Origin of the sequence: Paraburkholderia sp., from assembly GCF_004298475.1 — a bacterium.
Classification (GTDB): domain Bacteria; phylum Pseudomonadota; class Gammaproteobacteria; order Burkholderiales; family Burkholderiaceae; genus Paraburkholderia; species Paraburkholderia denitrificans.
Genome location: NZ_SCRP01000023.1, coordinates 1 through 18,552, shown reverse-complemented (window position 1 = coordinate 18,552; position 18,552 = coordinate 1). Strand labels below are relative to the sequence as shown.

The 18,552-nt window shown below is 65.1% G+C and carries 15 protein-coding genes and 1 pseudogene; 8 read left to right on the top strand and 8 right to left on the bottom strand.

Translation table 11 applies throughout. From position 1 onward, the window contains the following. Nucleotides 1-117 precede the first annotated feature (117 nt). Nucleotides 118-897 carry a hypothetical protein gene (locus tag EPN59_RS12720; RefSeq protein ID WP_293038320.1) on the bottom strand — a complete coding sequence of 260 codons (780 nt, stop codon included), beginning with the start codon at nt 895-897 and terminating at the stop codon, nt 118-120. Between the two features lie 482 nt (nt 898-1,379). Between EPN59_RS12720 and EPN59_RS12715 the strand changes: the two are divergent. From EPN59_RS12715 to EPN59_RS12695, 5 genes and pseudogenes are all read left to right on the top strand, one after another. Further along, nucleotides 1,380-1,553, top strand: a pseudogene (locus EPN59_RS12715) (oxidoreductase-like domain-containing protein); the annotation flags it as partial. 346 nt (nt 1,554-1,899) lie between these two features. Next, complete coding sequence (locus EPN59_RS12710) at nt 1,900-2,874, top strand: NAD-dependent protein deacetylase (RefSeq protein WP_293038323.1); 975 nt, start codon at nt 1,900-1,902, stop codon at nt 2,872-2,874. Further along, nucleotides 2,871-3,485: a DUF938 domain-containing protein gene (locus EPN59_RS12705; protein ID WP_293038326.1), complete on the top strand. Its 615-nt coding sequence runs from the start codon at nt 2,871-2,873 to the stop codon at nt 3,483-3,485. Before EPN59_RS12710 ends, EPN59_RS12705 begins: the two co-directional genes overlap by 4 nt. 105 nt (nt 3,486-3,590) lie before the next feature. Next, entirely contained in the window at nt 3,591-5,000 is a 1,410-nt protein-coding gene (gene gndA, locus EPN59_RS12700) for an NADP-dependent phosphogluconate dehydrogenase (protein ID WP_293038328.1), read from the top strand. A 220-nt stretch (nt 5,001-5,220) separates the two neighbouring features. After that, a complete protein-coding gene (locus EPN59_RS12695) occupies nt 5,221-5,559 on the top strand; it encodes a DUF4148 domain-containing protein (protein WP_293038331.1) in 339 nt (112 codons plus the stop codon). Between the two features lie 419 nt (nt 5,560-5,978). Here the strand turns inward: EPN59_RS12695 and EPN59_RS12690 are convergent, their stop codons facing one another. Continuing rightward, entirely contained in the window at nt 5,979-6,299 is a 321-nt protein-coding gene (locus EPN59_RS12690; protein WP_293038333.1) for a hypothetical protein, read from the bottom strand. A gap of 353 nt (nt 6,300-6,652) precedes the next feature. Here EPN59_RS12690 and EPN59_RS12685 point away from each other — a divergent pair, with 353 nt between their 5' ends. From EPN59_RS12685 to EPN59_RS12675, 3 genes are all read left to right on the top strand, one after another. Continuing rightward, entirely contained in the window at nt 6,653-7,360 is a 708-nt protein-coding gene (locus EPN59_RS12685; protein ID WP_293038336.1) for a peptidoglycan DD-metalloendopeptidase family protein, read from the top strand. Between the two features lie 226 nt (nt 7,361-7,586). After that, nucleotides 7,587-8,591, top strand: a complete 1,005-nt coding sequence (gene ltaE / locus EPN59_RS12680) for a low-specificity L-threonine aldolase (protein ID WP_293038339.1) — start codon at nt 7,587-7,589, stop codon at nt 8,589-8,591. Between the two features lie 187 nt (nt 8,592-8,778). After that, on the top strand, nt 8,779-11,229 hold the full coding sequence (locus EPN59_RS12675) for a glycogen/starch/alpha-glucan phosphorylase (protein WP_293046125.1): 2,451 nt from the start codon (nt 8,779-8,781) through the stop codon (nt 11,227-11,229). A 99-nt stretch (nt 11,230-11,328) separates the two neighbouring features. On the opposite strand, the gene EPN59_RS12670 is transcribed toward EPN59_RS12675, so the two are convergent. The 6 genes from EPN59_RS12670 to phnK all read right to left on the bottom strand — a co-directional run bounded on the left by EPN59_RS12670 (nt 11,329) and on the right by phnK (nt 18,493). Beyond that, nucleotides 11,329-12,522 carry a porin gene (locus EPN59_RS12670; protein WP_293038345.1) on the bottom strand — a complete coding sequence of 398 codons (1,194 nt, stop codon included), beginning with the start codon at nt 12,520-12,522 and terminating at the stop codon, nt 11,329-11,331. 540 nt (nt 12,523-13,062) lie between these two features. Further along, nucleotides 13,063-14,178: a succinylglutamate desuccinylase/aspartoacylase family protein gene (locus EPN59_RS12665; protein ID WP_293046123.1), complete on the bottom strand. Its 1,116-nt coding sequence runs from the start codon at nt 14,176-14,178 to the stop codon at nt 13,063-13,065. Between the two features lie 274 nt (nt 14,179-14,452). Next, nucleotides 14,453-15,220, bottom strand: a complete 768-nt coding sequence (locus tag EPN59_RS12660) for an ABC transporter substrate-binding protein (RefSeq protein ID WP_293038351.1) — start codon at nt 15,218-15,220, stop codon at nt 14,453-14,455. A 455-nt stretch (nt 15,221-15,675) separates the two neighbouring features. After that, entirely contained in the window at nt 15,676-16,809 is a 1,134-nt protein-coding gene (locus EPN59_RS12655; protein WP_293046120.1) for an alpha-D-ribose 1-methylphosphonate 5-triphosphate diphosphatase, read from the bottom strand. A gap of 111 nt (nt 16,810-16,920) precedes the next feature. Next, a complete protein-coding gene (gene phnL / locus EPN59_RS12650; protein ID WP_293046118.1) occupies nt 16,921-17,712 on the bottom strand; it encodes a phosphonate C-P lyase system protein PhnL in 792 nt (263 codons plus the stop codon). Between the two features lie 10 nt (nt 17,713-17,722). After that, nucleotides 17,723-18,493: a phosphonate C-P lyase system protein PhnK gene (gene phnK / locus EPN59_RS12645; protein WP_293042119.1), complete on the bottom strand. Its 771-nt coding sequence runs from the start codon at nt 18,491-18,493 to the stop codon at nt 17,723-17,725. Between the last annotated feature and the right edge of the window lie 59 nt (nt 18,494-18,552).

Sequence of the window (18,552 nt, the reverse complement as noted above, 5' to 3'; positions counted from 1 at the left end):
GGACACCGTTCCCGCGCGCGGTGCCATCGTCCACGTGAAACGAGCGTCGCGTTCCTGGCGCAGTGCGTGCCTCGCCGGCTGGCGAGCGCGAACCTGCGAACGCGCACTCTCTGGACATCACTTCATGGTGGCTTTGCCGACCTCGATGATTTCGGCCAGATGCCGGGCCGGCACGACTTCGCGAATCATCCCGATGTGGGTGTTCTGGGTCGAACCCAATGCGTCGTCGCCAAAATTCACGCTGTGATCGAATGCCCGGTAGGCCAGCGGAACGTCCACGGGTTCCGGCCACTTTTTCTCGATCGCGTAATAAGTCACGGCCGCCATCAGCAGCGTGAGATCCCGATCGGGATGGAAACTGTCGCCGGCCGTCACCCATCGGAAGCCGGGCTGGATCTGCTGCGCCATCAAGTAGGCCATGCCGGTCGGCACGTGCCCGTCAGCCTTGATGCGCACGCTCGTGATCGCTTCGGCCCGGTTGACGATGCGGTTGTCCATGGGGCTCTCCTGGTGCGTGCCCATCACGTAGACCCTGGCGCCGTGGGCGCGGGCAATCCGCGCGAGGTTCGCAAAGGCGGCGGCGCTGGCCTTGCAGCCCGCATCGTTACGCACGGATTTGTCGAGCATGCAACTCGCCAGGTTGCCGCGCTCCTGCAGGACGACGACATCGAATCTCTGCTTTTTGAGTTCGCGCGCCAGCGCCTGGCTGCGCACGCGGTCGTCCAGATCGCCGCCTGTTTCCACCAGCATGTCGGCCCGGATGTCGCGCCGGTCGACGGCCTTGACCAGCGCCCTGTACACCTCGGGAAGATTGCCGATGTAGGTACGGCTGTCACCCACCCACAGCACGCTGTCGGCCGCGTGTGCGAGCGGCACGCACAGTGCCAGCGTCGCCATGACGAGCGCGCTGCGCAGGGCGGATCGGAGCGAAGCCTGGAGTGAGGCCTGGATTGAAGCCCGGGTTGAAGCCCAGTAGTGCGAGGAAACCGGCGGTATGCGTGTCTTCGTGTTCAAACTTTCTTTAAACGTGGAGTGAGATCGCCAGGCCATCGTTCTTGTTGCGTTGATAGCGGGCGAATCTTCGGCGCATCGCTTGCGCATCCGGTGCGGCAAGCTGATCCGTGTGAACGATCTGGAGAGGGCGCTCCTGTTTGGAGCGTCGGCCATTCTATCAGCATTGCTAAATATTAATTGTTGAGAATTGTTAGATGGCCAGCGGCTGACGATGTCATTGATGCTGTCAGAAAACGGTGGCCGAACCTTGGTTCCGGGGCGGCTGTGCACGGTTCGGCCCGCTTCGGGCGGGCCGTGCGGCATCGCACGCGCACGCAGCACGTCCCGTATACTGGTCGTCGATTTGCCACGACGACCGAACACCCATGTCTTTGCCTCCACGGCCCGAGGACGATCCGCGCCCCGAGCCACCCATACGTCCCGACGACGATGCCTGCTGCGGCTCCGGCTGCGATCCTTGCGTTTTCGATTTCTACGCCGAAGCGCTGAACGCCTGGCGCGCCGAGCTTGCCGCATGGGAAGCGCGCGAGGCCGCACGACGTGAAGCTGCGGCACGCGAGGCCGGGGAAGCACCTGCGGGCGATACGACACCGAAGGTTCCGACCCGATGTGAACCGCCCGCAAAGCGCGCTCCAAAGCAGGCTCCAAAACAGGCTCCAAAACAGGCTCCAAAACAGGCTCCAAAACAGGCTCCAAAACAGGCTCCAAAACAGGCTCCAAAACAGGCCGCAACACAGGCCGCAACACAGGCCGCAACACAGGCCGCAACACAGGCCCCGAAGCAGGCCGCAACACAGACGCCAAAGCGAGCCCCGAAGCAACCGCGCAAACCGGCCAACTGAGCTGAGTGCGCCGCCCACGCCCGAGCGCGCAATCGAACCCGCCATGACCGAATCCGACCTGCTGACTCCCGCCGCTCCCGCGCCCGATGCGCTCGACGCGCTGCACGCGTTCGTCGAGCGCCATCCGCGCCTGTTCGTGCTGACCGGCGCGGGCATCAGCACCGATTCGGGCATCCCGGGTTATCGCGACGAAAACGGCGCGTGGAAGCGCTCGCCGCCGATCACGTTGCAGGAATTCACCGGCTCCGAAGCCTGGCGGCGGCGCTACTGGGCGCGCAGCATGCTCGGCTGGCCGGCTGTCGGCTTCGCGCAGCCGAACGGCGCGCATCGCGCGCTCGCGCGTCTCGACTCCGCGGGCTACGTGTCGGCGCTCGTCACGCAGAACGTCGATGGACTGCATCAGCGCGCGGGCAGCCACGGCGTCATCGAACTGCACGGCAGCATCGGCCATGTCCACTGCCTCGATTGCGGCGCGCAGTACACGCGCGCGTCGATTCAGCCGCTGCTCGAAGCGAATAATCCCGAAGTCGCGGGCGCGTTCGCCGCGCCGGCCGCGGATGGCGACGCCCATCTCGATTTCGACGGCAACCTGCCCTTCGCCGTGCCTGCGTGCGCCGCGTGCGGCGGCATGCTCAAGCCGTCGGTGGTGTTCTTCGGCGAGAACGTGCCGCGCGAGCGGGTCGCGGCGGCAGCGGTGGCGCTCGATGCGGCCGATGCGGTGCTCGTCGTCGGCTCGTCGCTGATGGTCTACTCGGGCTATCGTTTCTGCGCCTGGGCGCAGGAGCGCGGCAAGCCCGTCGCGGCGGTGAACTTCGGACGCACGCGCGCCGATCCGCTGCTCGCGCTCAAGGTCGAGGCGTCGTGTGCCGCGACGCTCGAAGGGCTTACCGCGCGTTTGATGCCGCGCTTTAACGAACACGAGGAACATGCCGGACAGCGGCCCGACACGGCTGCCGACACGGCTCGAAGCGGCGGCGAACCACCCCGAACCGCCACGAATACGGACATCGAACGATGAGCGAACCGCACTCCAGCGCGCGCCTTTTCGCATCAGCCGCCGAACGCAACGCCGCGCCGATCCTCGAAGTTCTGCGCGGTGCGCTGCCCGCACGCGGCAAGGTGCTCGAAATCGCGAGCGGCACGGGCCAGCACGCAGTGCATTTCGCGGCGGCATTGCCCGATATCGAATGGCAGCCGAGCGATGCGGATCCGCTCGCGCGTGCCTCGATCCTGGCCTGGCGCGAGCACGCGGGCCTGTCGAATCTGCTCGCGCCGCTCGATCTGGACGTGCGCCGCGAGCCGTGGCCGATCGATGCGGCCGATGCGGTCGTCTGCATCAACATGATCCACATTGCGCCATGGGAGGCGGCGATTGCGCTCATGAACGGCGCGGGCCAGCGTCTCGCGGCGGGTGGCGCGCTCGTGCTCTACGGGCCGTACCGGCGCGGCGGCGCGCATACGGCGCCGAGCAACGAGGCATTCGACGCCCAGTTGCGCGAGCGCGATCCGGCATGGGGCGTGCGCGACATGGAAGCTGTCGAAGCGCTCGCGCAGGCGCAAGGCCTTTTATGCGAGCAGCGTGTGCCGATGCCCGCGAACAACTTCAGTCTGGTCTTCAGGAAGCGGTGAATCCGGGCACGCCGTGCCTCGGTACAGGCAGCGCCTGGACGATTCCCTTATCCTTGCACGATTGGCGCCCTGGGCGTCGCCGTCAAAGCGAAGTGGAGATACAACATGAGCAAGCAGGCAATCGGCGTGGTGGGGCTGGCCGTCATGGGCCGCAATCTGGCGCTCAACATCGAGAGCCGGGGTCATGCGGTGTCGGTCTTCAACCGCACCCGCGAGAAAACCGACGAACTGATCGCCGAATTCCCCGACCGCAAGCTCGTTCCGGCCTATACGCTGGAAGCGTTCGTCGAGTCGCTGGAAAAGCCGCGCCGCATCCTGATGATGGTGAAGGCGGGCGAGCCGACCGACGCCACCATCGCGGCGCTCAAGCCGCTGCTCGACAAGGGCGACATCCTGATCGACGGCGGCAACACGCCTTTCACCGATACGATCCGCCGCAACCAGGAACTCGCCCAGGCGGGCCTGCATTTCATCGGTACGGGCGTGTCGGGCGGCGAGGAGGGCGCGCTCAAAGGTCCGTCGATCATGCCGGGCGGCCCGCGCGATGCCTATGAGCTGGTCGCGCCGATCCTCACCGAAATCGCGGCGAAGGCGCCGGACGGCGCGCCGTGCGTCGCGTACATGGGCCCGGACGGCGCGGGCCACTTCGTGAAGATGGTTCACAACGGCATCGAGTACGGCGACATGCAGCTGATCGCCGAAAGCTACGCCGTGCTCAAGCAGGTGCTCGGCCTCTCGAACGAGGAACTCGGCCAGGTCTACACCGCGTGGAACCAGGGCGAACTCGACAGTTATCTCATCGACATCACCTCGCGGATCTTCGGCAAGAAGGATGAAGAGACGGGCAAGGATCTCGTCGACGTGATCCTCGACCGCGCCGCGCAAAAGGGCACCGGCAAGTGGACGAGCCAGAATGCGCTCGATCTCGGCGTGCCGCTGCCGCTCATCACCGAGTCGGTGTTCGCGCGCGTGCTCTCGTCGCTGAAGACACAACGCGTCGCGGCGAGCAAGGTGCTTTCGGCGCCGTCCGTGAAGCCGTTTGCGGGGGACCGCACGGCGTTCATCGAAGCGGTGCGGCGCGCGCTGTACCTGAGCAAGGTGATCTCCTATGCGCAGGGTTTTGCGCAACTGCGCGCGGCCTCCGACGACTACAAGTGGGACCTGCAGTACGGCACGATCGCGAAGATCTTCCGCGCGGGCTGCATCATCCGCGCGCGCTTCCTGCAGAAGATCATGGACGCCTACGCGCACGATCCGCAGCTCGCGAACCTCTTGCTCGACCCCTATTTCCGCGACATCGCCGCGAACTACGAGGCGGCGTTGCGCGAGGTGGTGGTCCAGGCCGTGTCGGCGGGTGTGCCGGTGCCGGCGTTCTCGTCGGCGATTGCGTACTTCGACGGCTATCGCGCCGAACGCCTGCCGGCCAACCTCGTGCAGGCGCAGCGCGACTTCTTCGGCGCACACACGTTCGAGCGCATCGACAAGCCGGGCAGTTTTCACGCCGATTGGGCTTGAGGACGGCCCGCGCGGGTGCGCGGTAGAAACCCATACTAACGTTACGGGTTTTGCTGGAATTGAAAGGCGAGTCACGTTGACTCGCCTTTATTGTTGCTTGAAATGAAATTGTGTTTCAACTAATCAGGGTTTTCCCTAGATCAAAAAGCCTCCTAGACTTGGTTCAACGGCTTACGAACAAGGCGTTCGAAGCCTGGATAAAACACATGGAGGTCCAAGCATGAAGAAGCTCATTCCCGCGATTGTGGTTGCAGCCGCGTTCGCCATCCCGGCCATTTCGTTCGCACAGGCGAGCCAGCAAGGCCTGACGCGCGCCCAGGTGCGTGCGGAACTGGCGGAACTCGAACACGCGGGTTACAACCCGGCGACCGGTCACCTCGACTATCCGGCAAACATCGAGGCCGCCGAGGCGCGCGTGCATGAGCAGCAGCTCGCCAGCAGCAACACCAGCCGCGACGCCAGCGGCTTCGGCGCACCGGCAGCCGGCACGTCGCAGACGGGCGACTCGGTCGCGCCGCAACGGCCGGCCAAGGCAGGGTCGGTTTATTTTGGCCACTAAGTCGTTTTGCTGAAACCCGGCGTCATGCGGCTCGCGGGTCCCGGAGATGGAACGTGCAGTTGCGGTGGTCGTGACAGATTTATGCCGTTGAAGTAGCAGTTGCTGTCGAGGTAGCTGTAGCAGTTGTAGTTGCAGTAGAAGTGGCGGTTCCGGCAGTAGAAGTTGCGCAAGCAGTCGCAGTAGAAGTTGCAGTTGCAGTTGCAGTTGCAGTCGCAGTTGCAGTGGATGTTGCAGTCGCAGTGGATGTTGCAGTTGCAGTAGAAGTTGCAGTGCCGAAGTCTTTGAGAGGTTGGATTAGTAGTGGCAGTATCCGCAGCACGCAGTCAAGCGCGGCCCGGTCCAGAACCGGTCCGCGCTTTTTATCTGGTGCGCCGTCCGCTCCGCGCCAGGGCCTGGTTGCGCCAGGCACAGGCCCTGCCTCAGTGCAGGAGGCGCGAGCGGCGTGCGATGTCGTCGAAGAGCGCGCGTCCTGGCTCGAGTGCGAACAGCCAGGTTTCGTCGTAGCCGCTCAGCGTGTCGAGCGACTGGCGCAGACGTTCGATCACTACGGCCGGAATTTCGACGGTCGCCTCGACGCCGCCCGACAGGTGTGCGACGCTCGCGTGCTGGATCAGTTCGTCGGCCGCCTCGGCCACGTCGGCCGCAAAGACAAGGTGGTTGTTCAGCAATTCGACCAGGCCGGGCGACGCTGCGATGTCTTCGACACTGAGCTGCACGGAAAGGAAGGTGGCTTTGTTCATCCTCGGATTCCTCACGAATGCGGGACCGCAGCGAAGCACCTGTCGTTATTTTTATGGTGCAGCACGACGCAGTATAGGCGAGCGTTGCCGGAAGTGAGCGCTGCCCGCTTCGCGCGGTGCGTTTCGCATCGGACGATATAATGGATCGCCCGTTTTTTCCGGCCCTCCTTTTTCGTCAGGCGTGGCGCGTCAGCGAACGCTTGCGAACCGAAGCACATCGAATGTACGTGGCCCCCAGTGTACGCAGCGAGCCACAAGCGTCGCACGAGCGAGGCACAAGCGAGGCACAAGCGAGGTACTGCATCATGAATCGACACCGGCGAAACCCGGACACAATGTCAGCAGCGGCAGCAATGGCAGCAGGGGCAGCACTGGCTGCCCTGACGCTCCTGATGAGCGCCTGCACGATCACCCCCTGGGGCGAAACGGCCGGCAGGCCCGTCCCGCTTTCGACCGGCGGCGTTCCCGCCGGTTACTACCGCGTCAATCCCGGCGATACGCTCGCGCGCGTCGCCGCGGCCTTCGGCCAGCGTGTGCAGGACATCGCAAGCTGGAACCAGTTGCCGCCCAGCGCAAGCGTGGTGCCCGGCCAGGTGCTGCGTGTCGCGCCGCCGCCGAGCTTCGCGCCCTCCGCTCAGCAGCCGCCTTCTTCAGCGCCCGCAGCGGCGGGTGTCGCCATGCCCGTGCCCGTCCCGCCGTCTCTCACGCTCGCCTGGCCGGTTTACGGGCCGCTGCTGCAGAAGTTCGTGCCCGGCAAGGCCAGCGGCATCGTGATCGGCGGTGTGGCGGGCGAACCGGTCAAGGCCGCTGCGGCGGGCCGCGTGGTCTACGCGGGTACGGGCATCGAGGCCTACGGGCCGCTCGTCATCATCAAGCACAACGATTCGGTCGTGACCGCGTACGGCCACAATGGCAAGCTGCTCGTGAAGGAAGACGAGGCCGTCACGCAAGGCCAGCCGATTGCCGAAATGGGCGTCGACACCCACGGTGTCGCCAGCGTGCAGTTCGAGGTGCGCAGCAACGGCAAGCCGGTCGATCCGTTGCCGCTGCTGCCACGCTAGGCGGCACGCGCGCCACACACCACACGCCGCACATCGCGGCGTTTTTGCGCCATTTGCCTGCGCACGCCGTTCGAAACTACACTCCAAGGTTCCCACGCCGCGATGCGCGCCGGTTCCGCACCAAAATGCGCGCACCGGAATGCGCGCGCCGCCACGCCCGCCACGCCCGACGCACACGCGCCGCTCGTACAGCATCGCGCGAGCGCCAACCAGGAGACTTCATCGCATGATCGATCTGCGTAGCGACACCGTTACCCGCCCGAGCGAAGGCATGCTCGCCGCCATGACCCGCGCCGAAACCGGCGACGATGTCTGGGGCGACGACCCGACTGTCCTGCACCTGCAGGCGCGCCTCGCAGAGCAAGCGGGCAAGGAGGCGGGCCTGTTCTTCCCGAGCGGCACGCAGAGCAACCTCGCTGCCCTGATGGCGCACTGCGCGCGCGGCGACGAATATATCGTCGGCCAGGCGGCGCACACGTACAAATACGAAGGCGGCGGCGCGGCGGTGCTCGGCAGCATTCAGCCGCAGCCGCTCGACAATGCCGAAGACGGCACGATTGCGCTCGAACGCATCGCCGCCGCGATCAAGCCGCTCGACGATCACTTCGCGCGCACGCGCCTGCTTGCGCTCGAGAACACGATCGGCGGCAAGGTGTTGCCGGCGGCGTATGTCGCCGAGGCAACCGGGCTCGCCCACGCGCGCGGACTCTCGACGCACCTCGACGGCGCGCGCGTGTTCAACGCCGTCGTTGCTTCGGGCCAGTCGCTCGCGGCGCTCTGTGCGGGCTTCGATTCGGTGTCGATCTGCTTTTCGAAGGGGCTGGGCGCGCCGGTGGGTTCGGTGCTGGTCGGCAGCCGGGCCGTGATCGACGTGGCGCACCGCTGGCGCAAGGTGCTCGGCGGCGGCATGCGCCAGTCGGGCGTGCTGGCGGCGGCCTGCCTCTACGCGCTCGATCACAACGTCGCGCGACTCGCCGACGATCACGCCAACGCGGCCCGCCTTGCAGCCGGTCTCGCACAAATCGCGCAGGTGAAGGTCATGTCGCAGGCGACGAACATGGTGTTCGCGCAGTTCCCGCAGGAACACTGCGCGCCGCTCGAAGCGTGGCTCAAGGAACGCGGCGTGCTCACGCAGATGCTCTACGCGTCGCGATTCGTGACGCACCTCGATTTGTCGGCGGCGGATATCGATACGTTCGTCGAGGCCGTGAAGGCGTATTTCGCGCGATAACACGCAGACGCAGCGCTTCGGCGGCACGGCGCCCGCCGCCGCACGCCATGCCGTGCTGCCGCAAGCGGCGCAAAAATGTCCTACTCTGCAAACTGATCTGCGTTTCGGCCCCGGCGTCACACCCGGGCGCTTTGCACGCGCAGCCCCAGAACGCGCGGCGAGTGCGCCGCATTTCCGGGAGGCTTCGATGACAGTCGGTCTGGAATTCGACCAGTTGCAGAGCAGCGCGCAAGCGCTGCGCCGTTCCATCTCGAACCGCTTGATGTACGGCGTCGGCAAGGATGCCGTCACGGCCCGTCCGCAGGACTGGCTGCACGCCGCGGCGCTCGCCGTGCGCGATCGTCTTGTCCAGCGCTGGATGGTCACCACGCGCCGCCAGTACGATCAGGACGCTAAACGCGTCTATTACCTGTCGATGGAATTTCTGATCGGCCGGACGTTCTCCAACGCGCTGCTCGCGCTCGGCATCTACGATCAGATGAAAGAGGCGCTGGCCGACGTCGGCATCGACATGGAATCGCTGATCGATCTCGAACCGGACGCCGCGCTCGGCAACGGCGGCCTCGGACGTCTGGCCGCGTGTTTCCTCGATTCGATGGCGACGCTCGGCATTCCCGGTTTCGGTTACGGCATTCGCTACGACTACGGCATGTTCCGGCAGCGGATCGTCAACGGCGAGCAGGTCGAGGCGCCCGATTACTGGCTGCACGCAGGCAATCCGTGGGAGTTTCCGCGGCCCGAGGTGCAGTATCCGGTGCACTTCGGCGGGCGCACGGTGCAGCGCAACGGCAACGTCGAATGGATCGACACCCGGCACGTCAACGCGATGGCCTACGACACCATCATCCCGGGCTACGCAACCGACGCCACCAATACGCTGCGCCTGTGGTCCGCGCGTGCGGACGAGGAACTCGATCTCTCGGCGTTCAACAAGGGCGACTATCAGGGGGCGGTGGAAACGCGCAACGAATCGGAGAACGTCTCGCGTTTGCTCTACCCCGACGATTCGACGATGGCGGGCCGCGAACTGCGTCTGCGTCAGGAATATTTCTTCGTGTCCGCGACGATGCAGGATCTGATCCGCCGCTATCTGCGCACGCACAGCACGTTCGGGCGCTTCTCCGAGAAAGTCGCGGTGCATCTGAACGATACGCACCCGGTGCTGGCGATCCCCGAGTTGATCCGTCTGCTCGTGGATGTCCACCATCTGCCGTGGGCCGACGCGATGGGCCATATCCGGCGCGTGTTCTCGTACACCAATCACACGCTGATGCCCGAAGCGCTAGAAACCTGGGATCTCGAACTATTGGCGCGATTGCTGCCGCGGCATCTGCAGATCATCTTCGATATCAATGCGGCCTTTCTCACCGAAGCAAGCGATCAGGGCGCGCACGATCTCGACCTGATCCGCCGCATCTCGCTCGTCGATGAATTCGGCCACCGGCGCGTGCGCATGGCGTTTCTGGCGATCGTCGCGAGCCACAAGGTCAACGGCGTTTCGAAGCTGCATTCGCAGCTCATGCAGCGCGATATCTTCGCCGACTTTGCGCGGCTCTATCCCGAGCGCTTCACGAACGTCACGAACGGCATCACGCCGCGCCGCTGGCTCGCGCAGGCGAATCCGCCGCTCGCCCGGCTCATCGACGAGAGCGTCGGCACGAACTGGCGTCGCGATCTGCTTGAACTGCGCGGGTTGCGCAACCTGCGCGGCGACGCCGCGTTCGAAGCCGCATTTCGCGCCGCCAAGCGCTGCAACAAGGTGCGTCTTGTGCAGCGGCTCACGCAGCGCACGGGCATTGCGTTCGATCCGGACGCGCTCTTCGACATGCAGGTCAAACGCATTCACGAATACAAGCGCCAGTTGCTCAACGTGCTGCATGTGATCGTGCGCTACAACCGCATCCGCGAGAACCCGCAAAGCGACTGGGTGCCGCGCGTGGTGCTGTTCGCGGGCAAGGCGGCGTCCGCGTACCGCATGGCGAAGACGATCATCAAGCTCATCAACGACGTGGCTGAGAAGGTGAACAGCGATCCCGCGGTGGGCGGACGGCTCAAGGTGGTGTTCGTGCCGAACTACGGCGTGAGCGTGGTGGAACTGATGATTCCGGCAGCCGATCTTTCCGAGCAGATCTCGACCGCGGGCACCGAGGCGTCGGGCACCGGCAACATGAAGCTCGCGCTCAACGGCGCGCTGACGATCGGCACGCTGGACGGCGCGAACATCGAGATCGGCGAATCGGTGGGACCGGAGCATATCTTCATCTTCGGCCACACGTCGGATCAGGTCGATGCACTGCGCGCGTCGGGCTATCGGCCGCGCCAGATCTACGAGGACAACGCGGAGCTGCGCACGGCGCTCGACCAGATTCGCACGGGCTTTTTCTCGCCGGGAGACCCTGCGCGCTTCCTGGATATTTTTCACTCGCTCGTGGACTGGGGTGACCACTACCTCGTGATGGCCGATTTCGCTGCGTTCATCGCGGCTCAGGAGGAAGTCGACCGCCGGTTCGTCGACGTCGCGGGGTGGACTGCGAGCGCTATCGAGAATGTTGCGGGCGTGGGCCAGTTTTCGTCGGATCGCGCGATTGCCGAATACGCGAGCGATATCTGGCGCGTGAAGCCCATCGACATGGGCTAGCGTTCACGCCGGGCCGGGGCCGTGAAGAGACGGCCGCAATGAAAAAAGGCGCCGCAAACGGCGCCTTTCTCAGCTGCAAAACTGCCAGCAGGGTGCTTCTTAGAAGCGGTGACGCATACCGACCGTCACAGCAACCTGGCTTTGCGTCGACGAAGCCGAGCTTTCGCCGTTCATGAACGCATGGATCCTGCCACCCGTTGCCGACACGTGTTGCCAGTCGCCTTGCAGGTACACGTCGGTGCGCTTCGAGAGCAGGTAGTCCGATTGCAGCGAAACCGAGTTGTAGTTCGGGTTTACGCCTGCGCCGAGGTCCGCGCGGGTGTACGTGTATGCGCCTGCCAGGATCAGGGCCGGGGTCAGAGCGTAACGAACGTTGGCTTCGATGTTCTGGAAGCGGGCGCTGTTCGCGCCGAAGGCGACGCCGCCACTCGTTGCGTTGCCGGTGCCCGATTGCGAACCCGAAATGCCGCCGCCTGCAGTGTCCGACAGGTTCGTCTGCGTGTACACGAGGCCAGCCGTTGCCGGGCCGAACGCATAGCTCAAGCCGCCGCCGAACGTGCGCTGACGGCCAGCCAGGAACGTCCATTCGCCGGTTTGTGCGCCTGCGCCGCCTGCGCCCGTGAAGCTCCCGCTCCGGTTGGCGGCGAACGAGGCCGACGCGACGTCGTTGTTCAGCTGGAGGTAGCCGGCTGCAAGCTTCAGGGGACCGTAGTTATACGATGCGCCGAAGCTGTATGCACGGTTGTTCGCGAACTCGGTGCTGTTCGAGAACGAGTACGTTGCGCCGAACTTGAAGCCCGAAACGTCGATACTCGTGTACTTGACCGTGTTGTTGAAACGGACCGAGTTGTTCAGGTTGTCGTTGTCGAACGGGTGTGCAGCGATCGTGCCGCCGTATTGGCTGCCCGTGAGCGTCAGCGGCGCCACGTAGTCAACGACGCTGTCGTACTGGCGGCCGAGGGTCACGGCGCCGAACTGGTCGCTTGCGAGACCGACGAATGCCTGACGGCCGAACATGCGGCTCGACTGGCCGAACGTGCCGTTGTTGATGTTGAAGCCGTTCTCCAACGTGAAGATCGCCTTCAGGCCGCCGCCGAGGTCTTCAGAGCCGCGCAGGCCGAAGCGGCTGCCGTTGACCGTGGCGCTGCGAAGTTGCCAGGCGCTGTGGCCGCTCTGGTTGTTCGTGTACGTGATGCCGGCGTCGATCAAGCCATACAGCGTTACGCTGCTTTGTGCTTGGGCTGCGCTCGCGATAGCGGCGAGAACCGCGGTGGTCAGTATTTTCTTATACAAGACTTGTTCTCCGGATTAAGGAAAGATACGAGTGCCTCGTCTCGTTCGGACAAGGTCATTCGTGGCGCGCAATTTATTCCACGCTGCAGAATTTAATATGACAGAGGGAGTACGTAGGAAATTTGTTGTTTTTCTGTGGTGCCGATGCGACAGCAGGTCCGGAGAATTGATATTTGTTCAGGAATGGTATTCGTGCCCGGTTCCGACGCGGATTGGTGAGGATCGCGGATGAGAAGCCGGGGAAGATTTATTTTGGGAATATGCCGCGGCAGGTCGCTTTGGGCAGCTTTGGGCAGCTTTGGGCAGCTTTAGGCAGCTTTAGGCAGCCGGATTTACCTGTGGCTATTGGCCAATAAAGACAGGCCGATGTGATTGATCAACAACACGAATTAAAGATCGTTGCCGGGATTTTGATGTAGCTCATATCGGCCGACGCTCGTTCGAGAACGTGAGTGATGCAGAGCAAGTGCCGACTGGATCCGGCTGTCGTGGTTGAGCGCCCGGCTCATACGTTCCGCATGAGCCGGGCTCACCGCCGGATTAGAGCGAGAGCAGCGCGCCGCTGCGAATCGGGCGCGCGCCGGCGATCCGTGCGATCTCCGCTCCGGCCGTGGCGAAGCGCGTGCTATGCCGCGCGTACATCACGCCGCTCACGCTGCTGCGTAGCGTGATCACTTCGTCGGTCAGGGGGTTCACGATGTCGGCCACGGGTGCGCCTGCCTCGATCCACGTGCCGTGTTCGGCGCGAAATACGATCACGCCCGTTGCGGGTGCGACAAGCGGCTCCGTACCGGCGAGCGGCGTGGCCGGATACGCGAGCGGCGGCAGCGGCGGCGCCTCGCCGTCGATCACGCCGCGATGGACCAGATAATCGACGATGCCCTGCGCATCGCGTTCGGCGAATTCATACGACACGTCGCGCTGGCTGCGCAGCTCCACGGTCACCGAGATCGAGCCGAGAGGAATCGGATGGCGCTTGCCGAAGCGCTCGCGCAGTGCGCTCCAGCAGAAGCTGTGGATCTCGTCGAACGGATTGCCGACCGAATTCAGCGCGAGCAGCGACGCCTGGGCGTCCAGATAGCGCGCGAGCGGTTCGACGTCGGGCCACAGTTCCGGGTTCGTGTAGATGTACAGCGCGGCTTCCCAGTCGCAATGCAGGTCGAGCACGATGTCGGCGTCGAAGGACAGCCGCTGCAGCGTGAGGCGCTGCGAATCCAGCTCGGTCTTCGGCTGCTGGGCGGCCAGCGCTTCGCCCATGGCGGCGCGAATGGCGTTTCGGTTCGCGTCGGCATCGGGACCGAGGCGTGCCTCGATCACCGGCAGCACGAGCGCCGCGAGGTCGTAGAAATTGCGGTTGAAGTTCTGCGCCGTATTCGATTCGAACCGTCCGGCGAGATGACCGAGCCAGTGCTGCCCAAGGCCGATCGGATTCGCAACCGGGACGACGACGATTTCACCTCGGATGCGGCCCGCCGTTTCGAGTTCGGCGAGCTTGCGGCGCAGGACCCATGCGGCCAGCATGCCGGGCAGTTCGTCGGCGTGCAGCGACGATTGAACGTAGACCTTTTGAGCGCCGCCTGCGCCGTAGTGGAAGCTCGTGATGTGCCGCTCGGTGCCGAGCGCCGGCGCGATCAACGGATGGTGATGGGTTTGCATGATCTGAGCGCGTCACGGTATGCCGCGGCGCGCATTGAAGTTGAGTTCGGATCCAGCGATTCCCGCGATGAAAGCGGTAGGCCGATCTTAGCGGATTCGATCTGAGGCCGGAACCCGGGCGGCGCCTTGCCGCTGCGCATCCGAAGATGTTTTCCAATCCTCAACGATCGATAGCGAATAAAAGTGAGGACGAAAAAAAACCCAGACCGCAATCTGGGTTTTTCGTGTGCCGCGTTTGCGACGCCCGCGGGCATCGCAGCGCGGCGCAGGGCAATTAGCTGCCGTAGACGTCGAAGTCGAAGTACTTGGCTGCGAGCTTCTTGTACGTGCCGTCCTTGATCATGTCGGCGATAGCCTTGTCGATCTTTGCCTTCAGGTCGGCGTCTTCCTTGCGCAGGCCGATAGCGGCGGAGCCCGTCGGGATTTCCTTGCCGGCGAACGCGAAGCCAGCGCCGCGCGGGGTCTTCAGGAAGCCCAGGTCGGCTTGCACTTCGTCTTGCAGCGCTGCGTCCAGGCGGCCCGACAGCAGGTCGGCGTAGACCTGATCCTGGTTCTGGTAGGGAACCACGTTCACGCCCTTGGGTGCCCAGTTCGCCTTCGCGTAGGTTTCCTGGATCGTGCCTTGCTCGACGCCCACCGACTTGCCCTTGAGCGCGTCAGCCGTTGCCTGCAGGTTGGAACCCTTCTTCGCCACGAGGCGCGTCGGCGTGTTGAACAGCTTGACCGAGAAGGCGATCTGTTGCTCGCGCTCCGGCGTGATGGTCATCGACGAGAGCGCGCCATCGAACTTCTTCGCCTTCAGCGCCGGGATGATGCCGTCGAAATCCTGCTCGACCCACACGCACTTCGCGTTCAGGCGCTTGCAGATTTCATTTCCGAGGTCGATGTCGAAGCCGACCAGCTTGCCATCCGGTGCTTTGGATTCGAACGGCGCGTAGCTGGCGTCGACACCGAAGCGCACGGTGGACCAGTCCTTCGCATGGGCAGCACCGGCCGATACGGCCAGCAGGGCAACCGACAGGGCGGCAAGCAGTTTCTTCACTATGTGTACTCCTCGGTATGGTTCATGGTGCACCGCGTGCGTTGTGGGCGCCGCAGTGCAATTATCAGGCGCGGTTTGCGTCCCAATTCTGGTCATTTCCGCCAACGGTATTGCCAGCGGTGCGCCAAGATTACCAGGTCAAAATTATGACGTCGCTAGTGTAATACGAGATGGTGCGGGCAGTCGCGTGTTACCGAACGTTCGGTAACCGGGCGCAGGGGCACGGAAAACCGTGCCGGACGGGGCTTGGCGGCGGTCTCGAGGCGCACCCGAAACGCTGGTGAAAGCGGGCTGTGATGCGTGGGCTGTGAAGCGGGGGCTGTGATGTGTCGGTGCGACAATCCGCGCCGCTGCCGCGCCGAAAGATTCTGTATGGAATATGAAATAAAAACGATGGCGTGCCGTTGGCCGCGCGGGCTGTCCGGCACGCTTTTGCAACGCGGCGCGCGCGCCGCTCAGACCACCCGCTTGCCTGCGCGGTAGGTCTCGCGCGGCACCGGCAGCGAGTCGAGCATCGCCACGCGCACGAAGTCGGCGCGCAGCCCCGGCTCGATCGCGCCCCGGTCGGTTAGCCCGGCCTTGCGCGCGGGCGCGTGCGAGACCGTCGCCACGGCGCGCGGCAGCGTCCAGCCCGCCTTGGCGACGAGGTCGAAGGCCGCGGCGAGCAGGCTCGACGGCACGTAATCCGACGACAGGATGTCGAGCAAACCCGCCTCGGCCAGTTCCAGCGCCGACACGTTGCCCGAGTGCGAGCCGCCGCGCACCACGTTCGGCGCACCCATGATCGTCGCGATGCTGCGTTTTTTCGCCTGTGCCGCAGCGAGGCGCGTGGTCGGGAATTCGGCGAGCACCATGCCTTCGGCGGCAGCCTGCTCGACATGTTCGACCAGCGTGTCGTCGTGACTCGCGAGGGGGATGCCGCGCACGCGGCAGCGCTCGACGATCTCGCGGCGGTGGTCGTCGGCGAAGCGCTTTTGCTCGTCGGCGAGTTCGGCCAGTGCCGTCGCAGCCTGCTCATCGGTCCACTTGCCGTGGCGCTCCTGGTAGCGGCGCCATTGCTCGCGGTCGTGCCACTGGCGCTGGCCCGGCGTGTGGTCCATCACCGAGGCGAGCCGCAGGAGCGGGTGCTCGCTCAGCGTGTCGAACAGTTCGATCACGTCCTGGGTTGCGATTTCGCAGCGCAGGTGCAGGAAGTGCTCGGCGCGCAGGAGGTCGCGCCGGGAGAAACGCAGGAGCGCCCCGGAGCACGCCAGCTGCACGTCGCGGCCGCGCACGCCCACGGCGAGGCGCGTGCCGATGGCGAGGGCGTCGAACACGGTTGTAATGCCCGCCGCCGCGATCTGCGCGTCGTGGATCACGAACGCGGCGTCGGTGTTCCAGTGCACGCCGGGGCGCGGCGCGAGGTGCTTTTCCAGGTTGTCGGTGTGCAGTTCGACGAGACCCGGCAGCAGGTAGTCGCCGTGCCAGTCTTCAGCGTCGGCAGCGGCGGTCGTGCCGCGTGACAGTTCGCCGATCCGGCTGCCATCGACACGCATCGTGCCGATGAAAACTTCGTCTCGCGTCACGATGCGGGCGTTCGTGATCAACATCGTCGGGCTCCGTAATCAGATTGGCGCGCAGGTCAGGGCGCGGGTAAGCGCAGATAAGCGCGGGTAACAGGCTCGGGTAACAGGCGCGGGTAACAGGCGCCGGTCACAGGTTCAGGCGGCTTCGCCCGGCGGCGTTTGCGTGCGCGCAGCGGCGAGCGGCATGCGCCGCGTCGCGACGCGCTCGCGTGTGTCTTCGTCGTGGAAGACGCCGACGATTGCCGCGCCGTGCTCGCGCGCTTCGACGATCAATTGCGACACTGCGTCGCGATTTTCCGCGTCGAGCGAAGCCGTGGGTTCGTCCAGCAGCAGCACGCGGTGCTGCGCGATGAGTCCGCGGGCGATGTTCACGCGCTGCTGTTCGCCTCCCGAAAACGTTGCGGGCGCAAGCGACCAGAGCCGCTGCGGCACGTTCAGGCGCGCGAGCAGCGTTTCGGCGCGCGCATAGGCTTCGTCCTGCGCCACGCCGCGCGCCACGAGCGGCGCGGCGACCAGATCGCGCGTGGCGACGCGCGGAATCACGCGCAGGAACTGGCTCACGTAGCCCACCACCTTGCGGCGCAGACGCAGCACGTCGTGTGGTGCGGCGCACGTGATTTCGAGGTGTTGCAGCGCGGTGTCGTCGTCGCGGATCGCAATCGAGCCGCCGCTCGCGAGATAGTTGCCGTAGAGACAGCGCAGCAGCGTGCTCTTGCCCGCGCCGGACGGCCCGACGAGCACGACGCATTCGCCGCGTTCGACCTCGAGCGAGACGCCCGCAAGCGCTTCGATGCCGATGCCTCCCTGGCCGTGCAGCGTGAAGGTCTTGCGCACGTTTTCCGCGCGCAGCATCAACGCGGGGCGTTCGACGAACGCGCGCATTGCATGGTTGGCAGCATGAGTCGTGCCGGTTCCGGTTTCGGTCATGGCGATCCTCCTAGACCGGCAGCACGGAGGCCACCAAAGTCTGCGTATAGGGGTGCTGGGGGTCGTCGAGCACCTGGTCGGTCAGGCCCGATTCGACGACCGTGCCGCCCTGCATCACCATGAGCCGGTGCGCGAGCAGGCGCGCGACGCCGATGTCGTGCGTGACGATCAGCACCGAGAGATGCAGCGTCGTGGTGAGCGTGCGCAGCAGGTCGAGCAGGCGCGCCTGTACCGAAACGTCGAGACCGGCGGTGGGTTCGTCCATGAAGACGAGGCGCGGCCCCGTGACGAGATTGCGCGCGATCTGCAGACGCTGCTGCATGCCGCCCGAAAACGCCGAGGGCAATTCGTCGATACGCGCGGCGTCGAGTTCGACGCGCTCCATCCACTGCTGCGCCGTGTCACGAATCCGGCCGTAGTGGCGTGCGCCGACGGCCATCAGCGGCTCGCCGATATTCGCACCGGCCGAGACGCCTGCGCGCAGCCCGTCGCGCGGATTCTGCTGCACGAAACCCCATTCGGTGCGCGTGAGCAGACGCCGCCGCGGTTCGGAAAGCGCGCGCAGATCGAGCGTTTCACCGCTGGCGTCCGCGTAGTGCAGCTCGCCCGAATCGGCCTCGGTGCGCAGCGCGAGCGTGTTGAGCAGCGTGGTCTTGCCCGAGCCCGATTCGCCGACGATGCACAGCACCTCGCCGGGATAGAGGTCGAAGCTCACGTCGCGGCAGCCGTTGCGGCCGCCGTATTGCTTCGTCAGATGACGGGCGCTCAAGAGGGGCGTCATGCGGGGCGTCATGCGCGTTCTCCGTTTCGTGGGGCATGCGCGTCCCGGGCCTCATGGTC

Coding starts and splice junctions, on each gene's coding strand:
- EPN59_RS12720 (WP_293038320.1), bottom strand. CDS start 897: ATGGCGACGCTGGCACTGTGCGTGCCGCTCGCACACGCGGCCGACAGC.
- EPN59_RS12710 (WP_293038323.1), top strand. CDS start 1,900: ATGACCGAATCCGACCTGCTGACTCCCGCCGCTCCCGCGCCCGATGCG.
- EPN59_RS12705 (WP_293038326.1), top strand. CDS start 2,871: ATGAGCGAACCGCACTCCAGCGCGCGCCTTTTCGCATCAGCCGCCGAA.
- gndA (WP_293038328.1), top strand. CDS start 3,591: ATGAGCAAGCAGGCAATCGGCGTGGTGGGGCTGGCCGTCATGGGCCGC.
- EPN59_RS12695 (WP_293038331.1), top strand. CDS start 5,221: ATGAAGAAGCTCATTCCCGCGATTGTGGTTGCAGCCGCGTTCGCCATC.
- EPN59_RS12690 (WP_293038333.1), bottom strand. CDS start 6,299: ATGAACAAAGCCACCTTCCTTTCCGTGCAGCTCAGTGTCGAAGACATC.
- EPN59_RS12685 (WP_293038336.1), top strand. CDS start 6,653: ATGGCAGCAGGGGCAGCACTGGCTGCCCTGACGCTCCTGATGAGCGCC.
- ltaE (WP_293038339.1), top strand. CDS start 7,587: ATGATCGATCTGCGTAGCGACACCGTTACCCGCCCGAGCGAAGGCATG.
- EPN59_RS12675 (WP_293046125.1), top strand. CDS start 8,779: ATGACAGTCGGTCTGGAATTCGACCAGTTGCAGAGCAGCGCGCAAGCG.
- EPN59_RS12665 (WP_293046123.1), bottom strand. CDS start 14,178: ATGCAAACCCATCACCATCCGTTGATCGCGCCGGCGCTCGGCACCGAG.
- EPN59_RS12655 (WP_293046120.1), bottom strand. CDS start 16,809: ATGTTGATCACGAACGCCCGCATCGTGACGCGAGACGAAGTTTTCATC.
- phnL (WP_293046118.1), bottom strand. CDS start 17,712: ATGACCGAAACCGGAACCGGCACGACTCATGCTGCCAACCATGCAATG.
- phnK (WP_293042119.1), bottom strand. CDS start 18,493: ATGACGCCCCTCTTGAGCGCCCGTCATCTGACGAAGCAATACGGCGGC.